Source organism: Sulfuricurvum sp., from assembly GCF_028710345.1.
Taxonomy (GTDB): Bacteria; Campylobacterota; Campylobacteria; order Campylobacterales; family Sulfurimonadaceae; genus Sulfuricurvum.
The window spans coordinates 405,829-423,077 of record NZ_JAQTUH010000001.1; the positions used below are offsets into that span (position 1 = coordinate 405,829).

21 protein-coding genes are annotated in these 17,249 nt (G+C 44.8%); 19 read left to right on the forward strand and 2 right to left on the reverse strand.

All coding sequences use genetic code 11. From position 1 onward, the window contains the following. The first annotated feature begins 17 nt into the window (after positions 1-17). The 5 genes from hypF (at position 18) to PHC76_RS02135 (ending at position 5,250) form a co-directional block, all read left to right on the forward strand. Positions 18-2,261, forward strand: coding sequence for a carbamoyltransferase HypF (gene hypF, locus PHC76_RS02115; protein ID WP_299973898.1), 2,244 nt, complete (start codon positions 18-20; stop codon positions 2,259-2,261). Positions 2,262-2,303: 42 nt separating this feature from the next. Continuing rightward, positions 2,304-3,008: a hypothetical protein gene (locus tag PHC76_RS02120; protein ID WP_299973901.1), complete on the forward strand. Its 705-nt coding sequence runs from the start codon at positions 2,304-2,306 to the stop codon at positions 3,006-3,008. A 136-nt stretch (positions 3,009-3,144) separates the two neighbouring features. Further along, positions 3,145-4,173 (forward strand): PDDEXK nuclease domain-containing protein, encoded by a 1,029-nt coding sequence (locus PHC76_RS02125; RefSeq protein ID WP_299973904.1) that lies wholly within the window; start codon positions 3,145-3,147, stop codon positions 4,171-4,173. Beyond that, positions 4,163-4,720: a hydrogenase maturation protease gene (locus PHC76_RS02130; RefSeq protein ID WP_299973906.1), complete on the forward strand. Its 558-nt coding sequence runs from the start codon at positions 4,163-4,165 to the stop codon at positions 4,718-4,720. Before PHC76_RS02125 ends, PHC76_RS02130 begins: the two co-directional genes overlap by 11 nt. After that, positions 4,720-5,250, forward strand: a complete 531-nt coding sequence (locus PHC76_RS02135) for a HyaD/HybD family hydrogenase maturation endopeptidase (RefSeq protein WP_299973909.1) — start codon at positions 4,720-4,722, stop codon at positions 5,248-5,250. The genes PHC76_RS02130 and PHC76_RS02135 overlap by 1 nt, the downstream gene beginning before the upstream one ends. On the opposite strand, the gene PHC76_RS02140 is transcribed toward PHC76_RS02135, so the two are convergent. Continuing rightward, entirely contained in the window at positions 5,240-5,923 is a 684-nt protein-coding gene (locus PHC76_RS02140) for a transposase (protein WP_299973912.1), read from the reverse strand. The two genes, PHC76_RS02135 and PHC76_RS02140, sit on opposite strands and share 11 nt — an antisense overlap. Positions 5,924-5,959: 36 nt before the next feature. After that, complete coding sequence (locus PHC76_RS02145; RefSeq protein ID WP_299973915.1) at positions 5,960-6,709, reverse strand: DUF481 domain-containing protein; 750 nt, start codon at positions 6,707-6,709, stop codon at positions 5,960-5,962. Positions 6,710-6,847: 138 nt separating this feature from the next. On the opposite strand from PHC76_RS02145, the gene PHC76_RS02150 reads away from it, so the two are divergent. The 14 genes from PHC76_RS02150 to hypA all read left to right on the forward strand — a co-directional run bounded on the left by PHC76_RS02150 (position 6,848) and on the right by hypA (position 17,246). Further along, positions 6,848-7,189, forward strand: coding sequence for a copper-binding protein (locus PHC76_RS02150; RefSeq protein WP_299973917.1), 342 nt, complete (start codon positions 6,848-6,850; stop codon positions 7,187-7,189). Further along, positions 7,186-7,383, forward strand: a complete 198-nt coding sequence (locus tag PHC76_RS02155) for a hypothetical protein (protein ID WP_299973920.1) — start codon at positions 7,186-7,188, stop codon at positions 7,381-7,383. Before PHC76_RS02150 ends, PHC76_RS02155 begins: the two co-directional genes overlap by 4 nt. Then, positions 7,380-8,732, forward strand: coding sequence for a TolC family protein (locus PHC76_RS02160; protein WP_299973923.1), 1,353 nt, complete (start codon positions 7,380-7,382; stop codon positions 8,730-8,732). Before PHC76_RS02155 ends, PHC76_RS02160 begins: the two co-directional genes overlap by 4 nt. Further along, on the forward strand, positions 8,716-10,053 hold the full coding sequence (locus PHC76_RS02165; RefSeq protein ID WP_299973926.1) for a copper oxidase: 1,338 nt from the start codon (positions 8,716-8,718) through the stop codon (positions 10,051-10,053). Before PHC76_RS02160 ends, PHC76_RS02165 begins: the two co-directional genes overlap by 17 nt. Positions 10,054-10,182: 129 nt before the next feature. Further along, a complete protein-coding gene (cbiM, locus tag PHC76_RS02170; protein WP_300209766.1) occupies positions 10,183-10,851 on the forward strand; it encodes a cobalt transporter CbiM in 669 nt (222 codons plus the stop codon). Next, positions 10,848-11,150, forward strand: coding sequence for a PDGLE domain-containing protein (locus PHC76_RS02175; protein WP_300209768.1), 303 nt, complete (start codon positions 10,848-10,850; stop codon positions 11,148-11,150). The genes cbiM and PHC76_RS02175 overlap by 4 nt, the downstream gene beginning before the upstream one ends. Continuing rightward, on the forward strand, positions 11,140-11,688 hold the full coding sequence (locus PHC76_RS02180) for a hypothetical protein (protein WP_300209770.1): 549 nt from the start codon (positions 11,140-11,142) through the stop codon (positions 11,686-11,688). The genes PHC76_RS02175 and PHC76_RS02180 overlap by 11 nt, the downstream gene beginning before the upstream one ends. Further along, the gene (locus tag PHC76_RS02185; RefSeq protein ID WP_299973347.1) at positions 11,681-12,391 is read left to right on the forward strand and encodes an ABC transporter ATP-binding protein; all 711 of its coding nucleotides are present in this window, start codon (positions 11,681-11,683) and stop codon (positions 12,389-12,391) included. Before PHC76_RS02180 ends, PHC76_RS02185 begins: the two co-directional genes overlap by 8 nt. 22 nt (positions 12,392-12,413) lie before the next feature. Continuing rightward, on the forward strand, positions 12,414-13,283 hold the full coding sequence (gene hypB / locus PHC76_RS02190) for a hydrogenase nickel incorporation protein HypB (RefSeq protein ID WP_299973345.1): 870 nt from the start codon (positions 12,414-12,416) through the stop codon (positions 13,281-13,283). A gap of 1 nt (position 13,284) precedes the next feature. After that, positions 13,285-13,575, forward strand: coding sequence for a HypC/HybG/HupF family hydrogenase formation chaperone (locus PHC76_RS02195; protein WP_299973342.1), 291 nt, complete (start codon positions 13,285-13,287; stop codon positions 13,573-13,575). A gap of 1 nt (position 13,576) precedes the next feature. Further along, positions 13,577-14,695, forward strand: coding sequence for a hydrogenase formation protein HypD (gene hypD, locus PHC76_RS02200; protein WP_299973339.1), 1,119 nt, complete (start codon positions 13,577-13,579; stop codon positions 14,693-14,695). After that, positions 14,692-15,912: a P-loop NTPase fold protein gene (locus PHC76_RS02205; protein ID WP_299973336.1), complete on the forward strand. Its 1,221-nt coding sequence runs from the start codon at positions 14,692-14,694 to the stop codon at positions 15,910-15,912. The genes hypD and PHC76_RS02205 overlap by 4 nt, the downstream gene beginning before the upstream one ends. Continuing rightward, a complete protein-coding gene (gene hypE / locus PHC76_RS02210; protein WP_299973333.1) occupies positions 15,913-16,905 on the forward strand; it encodes a hydrogenase expression/formation protein HypE in 993 nt (330 codons plus the stop codon). Next, the gene (hypA, locus tag PHC76_RS02215; protein WP_295012684.1) at positions 16,905-17,246 is read left to right on the forward strand and encodes a hydrogenase maturation nickel metallochaperone HypA; all 342 of its coding nucleotides are present in this window, start codon (positions 16,905-16,907) and stop codon (positions 17,244-17,246) included. Before hypE ends, hypA begins: the two co-directional genes overlap by 1 nt. Positions 17,247-17,249 lie beyond the last annotated feature (3 nt).

Here is a 17,249-nt window from a genome sequence, read left to right on the forward strand (position 1 = left end):
TCCTAACAGGAGAAAAGGTGTCTGAACAATCCGATAACGTCCGAATCATTATACGCGGTATTGTTCAGGGGGTAGGGTTTCGTCCGTTTGTCTATCGTGAAGCAACCCGTTACGGCATTCGCGGATTTGTCTGCAATACTCCAGAGGGTGTCGTGATTGAAGCCCACGGGATGCAGTGTGAGTCGTTTATAAAAGCGTTGAGAGAAAACCTCCCTGACCGTGCCCGTATCGATTCGATGGAGATTGAAGCGTGTGAATTTACGCCGTTCAGCGATTTTGAGATTCGTGAGAGTACTTTGGGATTTGGATCGGTTGCTATTCCTCTCGACACTGCTTTGTGTTCCGCCTGTCAAGCCGAAATGGATGATCCTCTCAATCGACGTTACCGCTATCCATTTATCAACTGCACCGATTGCGGCCCTCGCTATACTATCATCCAAACCCCTCCCTATGATCGCGTCCGCACCTCGATGAAACATTTTACGATGTGCCCTGAGTGTTTAGAGGAATACAACAACCCAACTTCTCGCCGTTATCATGCCGAACCTATCTCTTGTCCTAAATGTGGACCGCAATTAAAATTCCTTGATAATAAGGGGATTGAGATTGCAGGTAATCCTATTGATCTTGCTGTGAGGTTGCTCAAAGAGGGGAAAATCATCGCCCTCAAAGGGCTGGGGGGATTTCATCTGATGTGCGATGCGACTAACGATGAAACGGTAGCAGAGTTACGAAGACGAAAGCACCGTAAAGCCAAACCGTTAGCGGTGATGTTCGGCTCCATCGAACAACTCGAAACGTATGTATCGATCAATGAGGTGGAAAGAAACCATATCACGGGTTCTATTAAGCCTATCGTGATTGTTGATGCACAAGCGGGGACAAACTTATCCCCTCAAATCGCCCCCCATATTCAAAGATTAGGGGTATTTCTCCCCTATACTCCGCTTCATCGATTGTTATTTGAGCAGATTGATTTCCCTCTCGTTGCAACCAGTGCTAACATCAGCGATGAGCCGATTATGATCCGTTCCTCCGAAATCCTCAACCGTCTTAGTCATGTAGTGGATGGGATACTCGATCATGACCGTACCATTATCAATGCCCTCGATGATGCGGTGATTCAGATTGCCGAGGATCGGGTGGTGATGTTGCGTCTGGGTCGCGGATTTGCTCCCCATACTTTTGCTTTGCAACACCCTAGCGACAAAGCGGTTTTAGCTCTCGGTGCCCATCAAAAGAGTGCCATCGCCCTTGGGGTCAAAGAGAACATGGTATTGAGTGGACATATCGGAGATTTGGGAAGTGTCGAAGCCGATGGCTATTTTGAGCGGACGGTACAGACCTTTAAACGGTTTTATGACGTTGAACCCTCAGTGCTCGTGCACGATCTCCATCCGCAGTACGCTTCGAGTGTATTTGTAGTGTCGCAAAAAAAAGAGCACTACGGACTCCAGCACCATTATGCCCATATCCTCGCCTGCATGGCGGAGTATGCTTTGAGTGAAAAAGTGCTCGGCTTTGCGTATGACGGTACGGGTTACGGATCGGACGGGAGTCTGTGGGGGGGAGAGGTGATGATCGCAGACACGCACGGTTATGAGAGAGTCGGACATCTCAAACCCTTTGCCCTCTTAGGAGGGGACAAAGCGATCAAAGAACCGAGACGGATTGCGTTGTCATTGCTGTTTGAGAGTTATAGTCTCGATGAGGTGATGAGTCTAAAATCACCGACGGTGGAAGCCTTTTTACCCCACGAGATCCGAACCCTTCACCATATGTGGCTCAAAAATATAAACGCTCCCCGAAGCTCATCAATGGGACGACTTTTTGATGCGGTGGCATCCTTGGGGGGATTTGTCCAAAGTCTCGACTACGAGGGGCAGGGGGGGATGATGATGGAGTCGTTTGTGGAGGATTCCATCACCGGAGCGTTTGCTTTTGAGGTAAAAGATGGGATGATAGACCTCTCCCCTATGGTTCGAGAAATTATCTCTCTAGAGGGGGATAAAACACAGATTGCCAGCCGTTTTATTTCTACGGTAGAAGCGATCATGAGCTATTATGCCGATCAATATCCTGCATTGTCGATAGTCGTTGGAGGAGGGGTTTTTCAAAACCGTGCGTTGATGGCACGGCTCTATCGCCGCTTTGGCGCAGGGCGATTTTATGCCCAACAGCAAACGCCGATTAATGATGGATCGATTGCTCTTGGTCAGCTTTATTATGCGATACATAATGCGGAAAAAAGCTTCTCATGAATTCCGCTATAATTTTTGTATTTTAATACTTAGGAACTGTTCTTGTTGTACTCAAATTTTTCCTTTATCATTCAAAAATCGATTCAAACCATTTGTCTTGTATCTGTTTTAGCCATAGGTTTGGCAACACATGCAAATGCCGTAGAGATGAAGAGTCCTACAAAAGAGATAAAAAAATATGCCGTTCTCAAAGAGCCTAAAACAGTCGAAGAGCTTTTGAAAAACCTCAAATACGCCTATGATCACGATTGGTTTTTGAACGACGATTTCTACGCGGAACAAACTCTCAAGCGTGTGTTGGGGAGCCATAACGATGAACTCCATACCTATTATTTCAATAATCAAGGGGACGAGGTTAATCACCTTATTGAAAATGGAAAGCTTCAATCATATGGGCATAACTTCAAATACCGTCAACACCGTTCTGATAAACAAGCTCAACTGATACTTAATGGTATTCAAGCTGGTTATCGAAAAGGGAAAGGTGGCTCATTTCATGTAGCTTTTGAAAGCGGGGTGGTTTTTTTCGAAGAGGCCGAAGCGGTATTCGGGAGAGGGTGGACCAAGAAAGATGCGCGGGAGACGTTTACGGACAGCTGGACCCCATCACCGGCGACGTCGGAATACGGCAACTTGGTTATGGAATATTTCAAAGAGAGTGAGAAATCGAAGGGATACATCGGTATTTTTACCAACGAAGATGGTTCGGTTAATAGCATAACAATTGGAACACAGGAGAAACACTAATGGCAACAATATCCTTTGCTTCCACTTAGGAGAGTAGGAGCAAGGGAGATAGGTGCTGAATCAAGTTCAGCATGACACAAAGGCTAAATCAAAATGAGTAAACGATATGATAAGATAAAAACAGTGGGAGTATGAAATGAGTATTCAAAAAAAAGAAAATTTTTCAGAAATTTTAGAGCTAATCAGTTCTTCCAAGCAAAAAGCCTTTAGCACTGTAAATACGTTACTTATAGAGTTGTACTGGAATATAGGAGAGTATCTATCTGATAAAACAACTAAAGAAAATTGGGGTAAAGGTGTCGTTAAAGAACTAGCCAATTTTATACAGCTAAATGATCCGACACTCAAGGGATTTACGGATAGAAATCTTTGGCGGATGAAACAATTTTATGAAATGTATCATCAGAATGAAAAACTGTCAGCACTGCTGACACAATTAACATGGACAAATCATTTACTTATTTTATCATCATCAAAAAGTGATGAAGAGAGAGAATTTTATATGTTATTGGCCAGTAAAGCAAATTATTCATCAAGAGAGCTAGAAAGACAAATCAAAAGTGGAATATTTGAACGAACAGTGCTGGCAAACAAAAAACTCTCAGCAGTGATGACACAATTTCCACAAGATACTAAAAATGTGTTTAGAGATAGTTATACTTTGGATTTCTTGGCTTTACCGCAAAATCATAAAGAGAAAGATTTGCAAAAAGCACTTATATCTTCACTGAAAGATTTTATTTTAGAATTAGGTGTTGGGTTTGCTTTTATGGGGCAAGAGTATAGGTTACAGGTTGGTAATGATGATTTTTATATTGATTTGCTCTTTTATCATAGAGATTTAAGATGTTTGGTGGCGTTTGAATTAAAAACTGGCAAATTTAAACCAAGTGATTTAGGTCAACTGGAATTTTATCTTGAAGCATTGGATAGAGATGTTAAACAAGAGTATGAAAATCCGAGTATCGGTGTGTTACTGTGCAGAAAAAAAGATGATGAAGTAGTTAAATACGCACTCAATAGATCTCTCAGCCCTGCCGTGATAGCTGAATATGAAACCAAGCTTATCCCCAAAGAAATATTACAAAGAAAGCTAAACGAGCTTTATGAAGTATTTGAGATAGATGATGAGATAGTAATTGCAAAGGAAAATCATGGACGCTAAAGTAGCCCTAATCGGTTCGGGAAACGCATTTTTTATGGATGAGGGGATCGGTTTGTATGCCGGTAAATACTTCAAAGAGAACTTCACCTATGAGCCTTCGCTCGATGTTGTCGATGGGGGGACGCTAGGATTTCGTTTGATGCCGCTGCTCCAAGAGTATGAGCATGTATTGATCGTCAACACCAGTTCCAATGATGCTTTGGCGGTGGGGACGATAGTGGTGATGAGTGGCGATGAGCTGATAGAGCATCAAGGGATCAAAAAAACGGCGAACGAAGTTGAGATTACCGAGATGCTTCAAATCTGCTCGATGGCGTCTCATTGTGCGGCAACAACAATGGTGAGTATCGTCCCTGAAGACATCATCAGTGTCTGCGTCGATATAACCCCCGCTCTTCGCGCACATTGGGAGAGCTATATCGGGATGATCGTATCTGAACTCGCCAAATGCGGTATCACGGCTACGCTAAAAAATGAGGTCATGAGTCTGGATGAGATCATAGAGCAGTTTGCTAATCCGAGCATCGAACACTCCAAAGGGTTCTGATGCGCACGGTGGTATTGGGTGTCGGCAATGTTCTGGAAGAGGACGACGGCGTTGGGATATACGCATGCGCCTATCTAAACGCCAACTATACCTTCACCCCTGACATAGAGATTATCAATGGTGGAGTCGAGGGGATCAATCTTCTCAACCTCTTTATGGAGAATGACCGAATTATTATCCTCGATACAATCAATCTCGATGATGAGGCGGGAAGTATCTACAATATCCCCTCGTATGAGCTAAGCGGTTATGGGCTTAACAGCGGCGGTGCGCATGAAGTCGGGGTGATGCAGTGTTTGGATATGATCGAGTTAATGGGACATCCGCTCCCTGAGTCCAACGTCATCGGGATTATCCCCAAAAGCATTACGTTTAATATGGGGCTGAGCGATGAACTGAGTGAACATTTTAGTAGCTATATAAATACAGTTATTAACTATCTTAGAACACTAGAGATTGATGCAACACCCAAAGAGGTTCACAAGGCTCTATTAGAGATTATAGAGGAGTTTAAATACCCTAGTCGATAGGGTGAAAATAGAGTTGTTCAAGTATTTTAGGACGCTCTTTTAGATGAGTGTTAAACTTAAACTCCGCTTCTTTGAGATAGTAGGGGAAGTGCTCCTTGCTCACCCCTTTAAAACCAGTAATGAACTCTTCAAAATAGTGCCAAAACTGCTCGATAACATTGTCGTATTCGGATATTTTGATAATCTTACTGGTACGCATGAATTTGGAGAACTCTTTATAATAGACCTCTTCGAGGTTATCTGCCACAAACTGCTGTTTAAACATCCCCAGTGAGGGCATTAGCAATGTATAAACTTTTTCTCCATAACTAAAAGTCAAAAAATTATGGGAATCAAAAATAGCGGTTTTATCGTGACGTTTGGATTTTTCGATATAGAGGTACTCTTCATACTGAGTGTCGGAGGTACGGTGTAGTTGGTATTGCTCTTCACAATATTCGGCACACAAATGGCGAAATTTTTGGTAATACTTCAAAACGCTACCGTAACTAAGATTGAGTGTTTTGGAAGCCAAAAGGGCATTTTCATCGTCGCAAAATGCTTTGATTAAAGTTTTGATTTGATGGATGCGTTGAGGGCTGTATTTTTTTTTGCAGACGGAGCATTTCACCATACCATCACTGAGATGATAGAGGGTATGGTGGCAATAGATACAATGGCTTGTTACATTCATAAAAGACATTGTAGCAAAGGAAAAAGGGTACTGTTGTTAAAATGACCAGAGCAGATTGGTTACATAGACACTGTCCGATTTTTTCACATCAGCAGGAGGGCAACTGTCATAACCGTATTTGGCGGTAAAAGAGAGATTTAATTTTCCGTATATCGGTACGATAAGTTCCAGTGTCTGCAATGAGACATAATCCGAAGTATTATCGAATTTCGGTTGAAAATAGCCTACGAAGCTAAGTCGTGTGGTGTTGGTGAAAGTCTGAGCCCATGCAAGATAGCTGTTGAGGCGGTTATTGTTTTCATTCGGATTGATTTGCGGATGGGTATAATCGATTTTTTCCAACATCCCGCCGACTCCAGCGTACCCTTTTCCCCATTCATTAGAGTTGAGAAAACGCCAGCGTGCTCCCGCACCTATGAGTGAGCGTTCGTTAATATCTTTAATTTTATCCTGCTCGCTTTGGAGGAAGATTTCACCAATCCACTCTTGTGCATCATCGATAGCATGGATGTAACGGATATGGGCATAGAGCTTATCTTCATTTTTTGTCCCGTTGGATTTGCCGTAATTATAAGTAAGTGTTCCCCATGTGACATAGTCGAGTCCCTGATCGTATTGCACTTGTAATCCCAAAGAGTAGTCATCTTTTTCGGTATTGCCGCTTTTGGAACTGAGTGATCCCGAAACGTTACCGCTTAAACCGGGCTTTGCGCCAATGTCGACGGGAGCGATGGTCACGAGTGCAAACAAGGAGGTGGAGATACAGAGGAAGAGGAGAGAACGCAATAGAGACCTTTTGGATGAAATAGATATGTAATTATAGCTTATGAGCGAATGAGAGGTTGTTAACACCGTTATTATTAGGTTAAAGGGTTTAGTTCACATCAGTGATATACTGCTCTCATAAGAGAAAAAGGAGAGTCTATGAAATCGAAATTATTGAGCGCCGTATGTGTCGGTTTAGTAACTGTTACTCCTATGGTATGGGGGATGGATATGGGTGAAAATCATTCCCATCCGAAAAGTACCGCAGTATCTGAGAATACGATCCATGCCAGCGGAACGATCAAAGCAATCGCCGATAATCATGAAAGTGTCCGTATTTTTCATAATCCCATTCCAGAGCTGCGATGGTCATCAATGGTGATGGCGTTTGACGTTATCGATCATGAGTTAACCCATCCGTTGTCAGTCGGGGATCGAGTCGATTTTGAATTTATCCAAAAAGACGGAAAAAATGTCATAGTACGGATGAAAAAACAATGAAATACGGGGCTTTTCTCCTCATATCGATAGCGCTTTTTCTCAGTGCGGATCAAGGGGCGAAGTCGCCTGTTTCAGCGGATGGTGCAGAAGGGAAGAGCGTATATGTTCCCCTAAAGCCTCCGATTGATCTTCGTGAAGAATCCCGTGTTCAGGAACGTGATCAAAATACGACCCATCAAGGGGGAAAACAATGAGAAAAGTTGTTGTTTTTTCATTCGCAGCAGCGGTACTTTTCTCCGGTTGTTCGACCCTTTCTCAAAGCGACGTATTTGATTCGATGAATCAGATGACCTCTTCCAAAGGCTCGGGAGAGTTGACGTGGATCAAATCCGCAAAAGAGGAAGAAGCGGTTCGCTCTGAGGTAGAGAGGTTGTTAAAAGAGCCGCTTAGTGAAGAGAATGCCGTTCGGATAACCCTCATCAACAATCGCGCCTTACAGCAAACGTATGAGCAAATCGGAATTTCCCAAAGCGATCTTGTCCAAGCGGGGTTAATGAGTAATCCGTTGCTCGGTTATTCCATCGGGCGTGGTGGCGGTATCCGTCAATCGGGAGTGACATTGGAACTCGCTTTTTTAGATCTGTTGTGGATTCCACTGCGTCGTGAACTCGGAGGATTGGCGCTCGAAGAGACGAAACTGAGTGTCGGTGATACGGTGTTGCAAACGCTTCGGGATGCGAAAAAACGATATATCGATGCGCGGGTGGCGGAAGAATCGGTTCGGCTGAATGACGATGTCCTCAAATCGCACGAAGTATCGTTGCAGTTGGCGACGCGTCAATACACTGCGGGGAACTTATCGAAGCGTGATGTATTGAAAATCCAAGACGAATACGCCCATGCACGGCTTGAATCGATCCGCCTCAACCGAGAGAGTGCCATCGCGCGCGAAGCCCTCAATAAACTCTTAGGGATTTATGGGGGACAAACCTACTACACCCTCTCCAAAGAGCCGCTTAGCCTCGGAAATCAGCCCCGAGAAAACGGCGCTTTGGAACGTATTGCACTTAAACATCGTCTTGATTTTGCCTCAGCGCAAAAAAGGGTCGAATATGCGGCAAAAGAGGCGGGCTATAGTAAAAAAACCGCTCTTTTGGATGAGGTCACCGTAGAACTCGGAAGCGAAAAAAGCACCGGTGAGAGCCGTATCAATAGTATAGGGGTGAAAATTCCCATACCGATTTTTGATATGGGGCAGGGGCGTTTGAGCCGTACCCAGTCTCTGTACAACCAAAGTGTGCAGAATTTAGTCAGCTTGGCGGTCAACATCCGATCCGAGGTTCGTGAAGCCTATGCTACGGCACGCTATAACTACGATATGGCAAGTGAGTATCAAAACTCCATAGCGATCAATCGCGATATTTTGGAGCAGACACAGCTCTATTATAACGGTATGCTGGACGGTATTTACGAGCTTCTTGGTGATCAGCGCCGATACCGAGATACAAAAATAGAGTCGCTAAAAGCGATCGGTGAATACCAAAAAGCACAAGCCGATTTGATCTACACTCTGGGGGGAGAGAACAATGCAACACAAAGATAGACGGGAATTTTTAGGGTTGGGTGCGGCACTGATCGCATCCGCAGCACTAAGTTCCAATCTCAAAGCATCCGAACATGACCATACTGCACATGGAGGGATAAAGCGCCAGCTCACCTTCGTAAACAATCCTAAAAGGGTTCTCTCTCCGGCTACGATTATCACCCCCCCAGAGGGGAAAAACTACAATCCCGTCGTCACTCTTAACGGCTGGAGCCTCCCTTATGAGATGAAGGAGGGGGTTAAGGAATTTCACATTATCGCCGAACCCGTAGTACGGGAATTTGCCCCCGGTATGGTGGTGAACTGCTGGGGATACAATGGGACGAGTCCTGGGCCCACCATCGAAGCGGTGGAGGGGGATCGGGTACGGCTGATCGTCACTAACAAGCTCCCCGAACATACGACGATCCATTGGCACGGACTGATTCTCCCCAACGGGATGGACGGTGTCGGTGGTTTGACTCAGAGTGCTATCGCTACGGGTGAAACCTATGTCTATGAATTTACTCTGCGTCAAAGCGGAACGTTTATGTATCACCCCCATGCCGATGAGATGGTGCAGATGGCGATGGGGATGATGGGGATGTTTATTATTCATCCGAAAAAACCGCAAGAGCATCGGGTGGATCGCGATTTTTGTTTTCTCCTCTCCAGTTACGATGTAGCACCGGGAACTTATACCCCAAATCCCTCGACCATGACCGAATTTAATCTCTGGAGTTTTAACAGCCGTGTTTTTCCGGGGATCGATTCTATGAATGTTCGCGTCGGTGATCGTGTCCGTATCCGTGTCGGGAATCTCACCATGACCAACCATCCGATCCACATGCACGGGCATCCGTTCGAAGTGACCTGTACCGACGGGGGATGGGTTCCTAAAAATGCAAGGTGGCCGGAAGTGACCATAGATATCGGAGTGGGGCAAGTGAGAGCATTTGAGTTTGTCGCAACTCAAGAGGGGGATTGGTCGTTTCACTGCCACAAATCACACCACACGATGGGTCCAATGGGACACAGTGTCCCCAATATGCTTGGGGTGAAACAAGACGACCTCACCGAAAAAATAAGCGATCTGATGCCGGAGTATATGTATATGCCGATGGGGAAAAACGGGATGGCTGAGATGCAGGATATGGCAGATATGGGGATGGCATTGCCGGAAAATACATTACCGATGATGAGTGGACAAGGGCCGTTTGGACCTATCGAGATGGGGGGAATGTTCACCCTTGTCAAAGTCCGCGCTAATCAACCCAAAAGGGATTACTCCGATCCGGGCTGGTATAACCATCCGCAGGGAAGCGTTGCTCGTAAACTCTAAAGGGTTCGGTGGGTATTTTCTAAGATGTTTGTCCTAAAAACAACTAAGAAATACTTTTTTTCAACTTCTTTATAGATAAATCTTCTATAATTACCACTATACTGAATAACTATTCATAGAGGTGTTTAGATGCATATACCGGACGGATTTATATCCCCCTCTACCTATATACCCGCAACGGTTGCGGCGATCCCTTTGTTGATTGTAGCGTGGAAAAAAACCAAAGAGGCGATCAATGATGAGTCTTATGCGTTTTTATCATCATTGACGGCATTTTCGTTTGTCATCATGATGTTCAATATCCCCATTCCCGGAGGAACCAGCGGGCACGCTATCGGAGCGGCTATTTTGGCGATATTGTTCGGTCCTTGGGTGGCGGCGTTTTGTCTATCGTTGACCCTCTTTATTCAGGCGCTTATTTTCGGTGACGGAGGTCTCAGCGTCTTTGCCATCAACTCTTTGGCGATGGGATTTGTCGCTTCATTTAGCGCATTTTACGTCCACAAACTGCTCCATAATAGAGTGAATAACAATCTTGCGCTGTTTTTAGCAGGGTGGAGCGGTATCGTTGCCGCGTCCGTTGTGGTTGCCGTGGCTTTGGGGATTCAGCCTCTGTTGGGTGTTGATGCGGCGGGGCATCCGATCTATTTTCCGTTCGGTCTTAATGTCACACTCCCCGCCGTTGTCGGTTCTCACCTCCTTGTTTTCGGAGTGGTAGAGGGATTTGCGACAATGTTGGTTATGGGTTTTGTCGAAAAAATCAAAAATCAAAGCACCGCCAAAGGAGCTACGGTATGAGTCAAAACGGGAAATATTTAGTGATTTTTATCCTCGTTGTGATCGCTTTAACTCCGCTGGGGTTAATCGCCGAAGGACCTGCATGGGGTGAGTGGAGCGTGGATGAGATCCGCTCGATGATAGGCTACGTGCCCCAATCGATCGAAACTACAAAACCTTTGATTTCGGCGATCATACCCGATTATGAAATCAGCGGTGTGAGTGCTTTGATGTCAACATGGATCAGTGCGGCGCTCGGTGCGGGTTTGATCTTTGCCGTGATGATAGGTATCAAAAAGTTGAGTAAACGTGCCAGCTAAAACCTATTTTCTCCTCTATATCGGTGCTTTGATAGCCATATCGACTCTCAAGAGTTATGAGCCGCTCTTGATCGTCCTTGCTTTGCTATTGATCATGTCGGGTAAATCGGTACTTTCAATTGCCCGCCGATCCTTTATCTTGGTGGCACTTTTTTCATTGTTTATCACGTTGAGCTATTCTTTTACCCTTTATTTGAGAGATGAGTCGTTTTGGCACTACTTTGTGACCGTCAATTTGCGCTCGTTTGATATGATCTTTCTGACGCTCCTTTTTACCTCCAGAGTCAATATCTATGAGGCGGTCGCGTTTTCCAAAGATTTGAGTTTTTTACTGGTTTTGAGCGTCTCGAAAATCATGAATATGCAGCGCTCGTTCGCCGATTACACCGATGCGTTGAAATCACGTACACTGCGAAAACCGTCTCGACAGCAGATATACGGGTATTTGGGTTCTGCTATAGCGGGATTTTTGGATAAAAATATCCGAGAAGGAAAAGAGAATTTCGAAGCGATGAAATCGCGAGGTTTTCATGTTTGACATCCGAAACGTCACTCTCAAAAGAGAGGCCAATACCGTTTTTGAAAACCTGAACCTCCATATCGGCGCAGGGGAAAAAGTGGTTCTTTTAGGGGTTAACGGGAGCGGGAAAAGCACCCTGTTAAAACTGCTCAACGGCTTGGAGTTCCCTGATAGCGGTGAGCTCTTGTTTGAGGGAAACCCACTGAGTAAAAGTGCGTTGAAACAGAAGCAAACCAATGAATATTTTCGCCGCAACGTCGGACTGGTGTTTCAAAATATCGATGCGATGCTCTTTAATCCGAGCGTCTATGATGAGATCGCTTTCGGTGCCCGTCAACTGGAGTTTGACGATGTCGATGCGCGGGTACGCAACTATGCCGAACTGTTCGGATTAACACCGTATCTGAAAAATGTCCCCTTCAAACTCAGCGGCGGGCAAAAACAAAAAATTGCTTTAGCGTGCGTCATGTCGCTCTCGCCGAAAGTGTTACTGCTCGATGAGCCGACCAGCGCGCTTGACCCTGCCAGTACGGCGAAATTTCTCGACATTATCGCCGCGCTCCCCATCACGACGATTACGGCGACGCACAACTTGGCTATCGCACCGAGACTCGGTGAGCGTGTCGTCATTTTGGATGAAAAAGGTAAAATCCTATACGATGGAACCAGTGAAAATGCGTATGAAATCGATCTCCTCACCCGAGCGGGATTGATAATTTAAACAAACAAAAAAGGAAATAATAATGTGTAAAGATTGCGGATGCTCGATTACTACCAATAACCACCAGCACGGACATACTCATGTCGATGAGTTCGGACGAGAATTTACCCACGTCCATGACCATGATGCTGGAGAACACGCTCACGAGGGGGGGCATCATCACCATCACCACGACGATGAACACTCTCATACCCATCAAGCGGCGCATGAAACATTGCACCATAACCCTCAGCTCAATGATGCGAAAACGATCTCCGTCATCAAAAAGATTTTGGACAAAAATGACCAAGAGGCGCACCACAATCGTGAACACTTTAACGAACACGGAGTATTGGCGATCAATCTGATGAGCTCTCCTGGGAGCGGAAAAACGACACTTCTGGAAAAAATGGGCAGTTTGGCACCGTTTAAATTCGGAGTTATCGAGGGGGATTTGGAGACGTCACGCGATGCGGATCGTCTCACCGCAGTGGGGATTCCTGCCGTACAGATTCAGACGGGGAGTGCGTGTCATTTGGATGCGTTTATGGTACACAAAGGGTTGCATGATTTGCCGTTAGCACCGCTCGATGTCTGCTTTATCGAAAATGTCGGGAACCTCGTCTGCCCTGCGAGCTACGATGTGGGATCGCATCTCAATATCGTCCTTGTCTCGATCCCTGAGGGGGAGGACAAGATCGCCAAATATCCCGTCATGTTCCGTTGTGCCGATCTGATTCTTATCACCAAAACCGATCTGTTGCCGTATTTTAAATACGACATCGAGCGGGAGAAAGCGGAAGCTCGGAAGATCAAACCGAACGTCGATATTTTGGAAGTGAATATCAACGACGAAGCCTCTATCATGAAGGTGATTGATTGGATTGAATTTAAACGAAAGATGAGAAATTAATATGTGTTTATCTATCCCCTCCAAAGTGGTCAGTATCGACACGGAAAACAATATCGCAACCGTCGATACGATGGGTGTTCAGCGTAATGCAGGGCTGGATTTGATGGAAGAGGGTTCCGTCCAAATCGGCGATTATGTACTCCTTCATATCGGATTTATCATGAACAAGATCGACGAAGAAGATGCCCTCGAATCGCTTAGGGTTTATAAAGAGATACTGGACGTTATGGATGAACAAGAGAGGCTTGCCGCGATAGCAGAGAGTGATAATTGTCCGAGCGGCGGAGCCTGAGATGGGATTGGAACTCAAAAATCTTTATGATGATTTTCGAGATGCGGACACGATAAAAGCATACGCCAAAATCATCGCCGCAGATGCTCAAAAACTGACCTACCCGATCAATATCATGGAGGTATGCGGCGGTCATACCCACACCATCATGAAATACGGTGTGTTGCAACTGCTCCCCTCCAATATCCATTTCGTTCACGGTCCGGGATGCCCCGTGTGCATCATGCCCAAAGAGCGGATCGACCATGCCTATGTGTTGAGTATGCAAGAGAACGTTATTTTGGTGACGCTGGGCGATATGATCAAAGTCCCCGGCAGCAACGGAAGTCTGCAAGATGCGCGAAGCAAAGGTGCGGATGTCCGTTTTGTCTACTCGCCTCTGGATTGTCTCAAGATCGCCCAAGAAAACCCCGATAAAACGGTGATATTCTTTGCCATCGGATTTGAGACGACGACCCCGATGACGGCCGCACTTTTGGATACGGTGATCCGCCAAGATGTAAAAAATATCCTCTTGCACGTCAACCACGTTACGGTGCCTGAACCGATGCGCGCTCTGATCAGCGATGAGGCGTGTATCATCGATGCGTTTTTAGGGCCTTCACACGTCAGCGTTATCAGCGGAAGCAAAATCTACGAAGAGTTCCCGCGCGACTGGCATAAACCCGTCGTCGTGAGCGGATTCGAGCCGGTGGACGTGATGCAGTCGATCAGCATGATCGTCAAACAATTTATCGAAAATCGATGCGAACTCGAAGTGGAGTATAATCGTGCCGTGACGCGTGATGGGAACCTAAAAGCCCAAGCGTTGAATGATAAATATTTCCATAAAGTGGACTTTCGCTGGCGCGGTTTGGGGGACATTCCCCAAAGCGGGATGGGTCTGCGGAGCGAGTATGATCGCTACAATGCCGAGAAGATTTACGATGCGATATTGCCGAAAGAGGAGATCAACGATCACAAACTCTGCATTTGCGGTGACATACTAAAAGGGAAAGCTTCACCGCCGCAGTGCTCTATTTTCGGCACCGCGTGTAAACCGACTTCTCCGGTTGGAAGCTGTATGGTCAGCTCCGAGGGTGCGTGTTCGGCGTATTATAAGTATGGGAATTTGGTATGAGTAATATCGAAAAGCTAAAAGAATACCTGATAGGCGACAATGGGTATTTATTGAAAGAACTGAGTAACGGCAAAGCCATGATGATCTCTGGTGAATGGGGAAGCGGAAAGACCCATTTTTGGAAAAATAAGATCGAACCAAAATTTAAAAAACAACCTTATGCATATGTAAGTTTGTATGGTAAAACATCTATTGCCTCGATTGAAAATGATTTATACATGCAAATCTACAGCAATGTAAATAAAGAGGGTGATTTTATCAGTAAAGCATCTTCAACGCTCATTACAACATACGCAAGGGTATTTAAACCTGTATCGATTATTGATGCAGGAGAGAGTGAGAAATTAGTTGTAGAAAGTAAACACAAAAAAGCAATAAAATCATTACAAAAAAATGCTGTGATTTGTTTTGATGACTTTGAGCGAAAATCGAAAGATGTTGATTTAAATGACCTTTTTGGTTTCATAACTCAATTGGCTCTGAATTTTAACTGCAAAATTGTTTTGATTTTGAATAGTGATGTTTTTGAGGGGAAAGAGAAAAAATTATTTGCAGATTTGAAAGAAAAATCTGTCAGTAAATTTTTTAAATTCAATCCAAGTGCAGAGAATTTATTTGAGATTATTTTCAATAAATATACGTTGGATGAAAAGCATAAAACGATTATTCTCAATGCAATAAATGAGTTTAGTTTATTAAATGCTCGTATCTATGAAAATATTTTGGAGAGTTTTCAAGAATATAGTCAAAAAAATCCAGAAATGACAGAGCAGGAAATAGGATATTTTGTACTTGCACTAATAAATTTCAATCTTTTTCATATTGTCTTTAAATTTTATGATTATAGTGATCCGTCTCTTGAAAATAATTTTAACTTACCATCATTTTTTGCTGAGCAAAAAGATTTAACAATTAAATTAGTTAATTCATTGAGTAATCCATTTTTTCAAAGTCGTGATAAGTTTAGAACGCAATTGGAATTGATTGATCTTTTAAAAAATTTTATATCTTCAGATTATAAAAATACAAATGAACCTAATAAAAAAGCAGAAACAAAACCAACTGAAAAATTGACCGAAGATTTAAAAATAGTGAATAAATATGCAGATATTATTTGGTCGTATTGGAGATTAGAAACAAAATTAGAATATCGCAAAGATGTAAGTGAAGAAAGCATTCGAAAAATAAACAATTTCATCGAAACAGGGATATTATAAATGACAAAAACAATTACATTAGCCCAAGGCAACGGCGGCGAAGAGAACAACGAACTGATTAAAAAGGTATTTTACAAAGCTTTTAAAAACGAAATTTTAGAGCGCAGTGAAGATGCGGCGGTGATCGGGAATTTGGCGATGACGACGGATAGTTTTACGGTGAGTCCCCTCTTTTTTGCAGGGGCGGACATCGGTAAGCTCGCGGTGTGCGGTACGTGTAACGATCTCGCGATGATGGGTGCACAGCCTAAGTATTTGACGTGCAGTGTCATCATCGAAGAGGGGTTTGAGGTTGAATCACTGGAGCGGATCGTCGAGAGCATGAGAAGCGAGTTAGCGATCAACGGTGCGGTGGTCGTAAGCGGCGATACCAAGGTAGTACCGAAGGGGAGCGTGGATAAGATATTCATCAACACCACAGGACTCGGTGAAATCGTCCAAGCGGGGATCAGCTCGAACAACGTGAGCGAAGAGGATGTGATCCTTATCAACCGCGACATCGGGTGCCACGGGGCGACGATTTTTGCCGCGCGCGAGGGGATGGAAATGAGCAGTACCCTCAAAAGTGACTGTAACTCGCTCTATCCGCAGGTGAAAGCCCTTATGGATGCAGGGATTAAGATCACGGCGATGCGGGATGCGACGCGCGGAGGGGTTGCGGCGGTACTCAACGAGTGGGCGAGACAATCGAACGTCTGTATCGAGGTCGAAGAGGAAAAAATCCCCGTGAGCGATGAGGTCAAAGGGATTTGTGAGATGCTGGGCTTCGAAGCGACGGCTTTGGCGAATGAGGGGACGTTTGTGTTGGCGATCCACAAAGACTCCGCCGCAAAAGCCCTAGAGATACTGGGAGGCTTCGAGGTGTGCGCGATGGCTTCAGTGGTGGGAGTAGTAACCCAAAAGTATCCACAAAAAGTGATCTTGAAAAGCCCGTGGGGGACGTCTCGATTTTTAGAGACCCCAAACGGTGAACTACTCCCGAGGATCTGCTAATGCACGAATACTCAATCGTACAAGCATTGTTAACCCAGTGCGAGGATATAGCCCGTGAGAACGAAGCCGAATCGGTCTCTAAAATCGTCGTAAAGATCGGGAAAATGTCAGGCGTTGAACCGCACTTGCTCGAAATCGCGTTTAACACATTTAAAGAGAAAACGGTGTGTGACGGTGCCGATTTTGTCCTAAATATTCAGCCGCTCGTGATCGAGTGTAAAGGGTGCGGTGTGCAGACGACGTTGGATGAAGTTTACTATAAATGCCCCGCGTGTGAGAGTTTGGATGTCAAAGTGATAGACGGTGAAGATATGTTTTTAATGTCATTAGAGATGGAGTAGGGT

Excerpts from the sequence above, each read along its gene's own strand:
- PHC76_RS02125 (WP_299973904.1), top strand. The coding sequence starts at position 3,145 with ATGAGTATTCAAAAAAAAGAAAATTTTTCAGAAATTTTAGAGCTAATC.
- PHC76_RS02130 (WP_299973906.1), top strand. The coding sequence starts at position 4,163 with ATGGACGCTAAAGTAGCCCTAATCGGTTCGGGAAACGCATTTTTTATG.
- PHC76_RS02135 (WP_299973909.1), top strand. The coding sequence starts at position 4,720 with ATGCGCACGGTGGTATTGGGTGTCGGCAATGTTCTGGAAGAGGACGAC.
- PHC76_RS02140 (WP_299973912.1), bottom strand. The coding sequence starts at position 5,923 with ATGAATGTAACAAGCCATTGTATCTATTGCCACCATACCCTCTATCAT.
- PHC76_RS02150 (WP_299973917.1), top strand. The coding sequence starts at position 6,848 with ATGAAATCGAAATTATTGAGCGCCGTATGTGTCGGTTTAGTAACTGTT.
- PHC76_RS02155 (WP_299973920.1), top strand. The coding sequence starts at position 7,186 with ATGAAATACGGGGCTTTTCTCCTCATATCGATAGCGCTTTTTCTCAGT.
- PHC76_RS02160 (WP_299973923.1), top strand. The coding sequence starts at position 7,380 with ATGAGAAAAGTTGTTGTTTTTTCATTCGCAGCAGCGGTACTTTTCTCC.
- PHC76_RS02165 (WP_299973926.1), top strand. The coding sequence starts at position 8,716 with ATGCAACACAAAGATAGACGGGAATTTTTAGGGTTGGGTGCGGCACTG.
- cbiM (WP_300209766.1), top strand. The coding sequence starts at position 10,183 with ATGCATATACCGGACGGATTTATATCCCCCTCTACCTATATACCCGCA.
- PHC76_RS02175 (WP_300209768.1), top strand. The coding sequence starts at position 10,848 with ATGAGTCAAAACGGGAAATATTTAGTGATTTTTATCCTCGTTGTGATC.
- PHC76_RS02185 (WP_299973347.1), top strand. The coding sequence starts at position 11,681 with ATGTTTGACATCCGAAACGTCACTCTCAAAAGAGAGGCCAATACCGTT.
- hypB (WP_299973345.1), top strand. The coding sequence starts at position 12,414 with ATGTGTAAAGATTGCGGATGCTCGATTACTACCAATAACCACCAGCAC.
- PHC76_RS02195 (WP_299973342.1), top strand. The coding sequence starts at position 13,285 with ATGTGTTTATCTATCCCCTCCAAAGTGGTCAGTATCGACACGGAAAAC.
- hypD (WP_299973339.1), top strand. The coding sequence starts at position 13,577 with ATGGGATTGGAACTCAAAAATCTTTATGATGATTTTCGAGATGCGGAC.
- PHC76_RS02205 (WP_299973336.1), top strand. The coding sequence starts at position 14,692 with ATGAGTAATATCGAAAAGCTAAAAGAATACCTGATAGGCGACAATGGG.
- hypE (WP_299973333.1), top strand. The coding sequence starts at position 15,913 with ATGACAAAAACAATTACATTAGCCCAAGGCAACGGCGGCGAAGAGAAC.
- hypA (WP_295012684.1), top strand. The coding sequence starts at position 16,905 with ATGCACGAATACTCAATCGTACAAGCATTGTTAACCCAGTGCGAGGAT.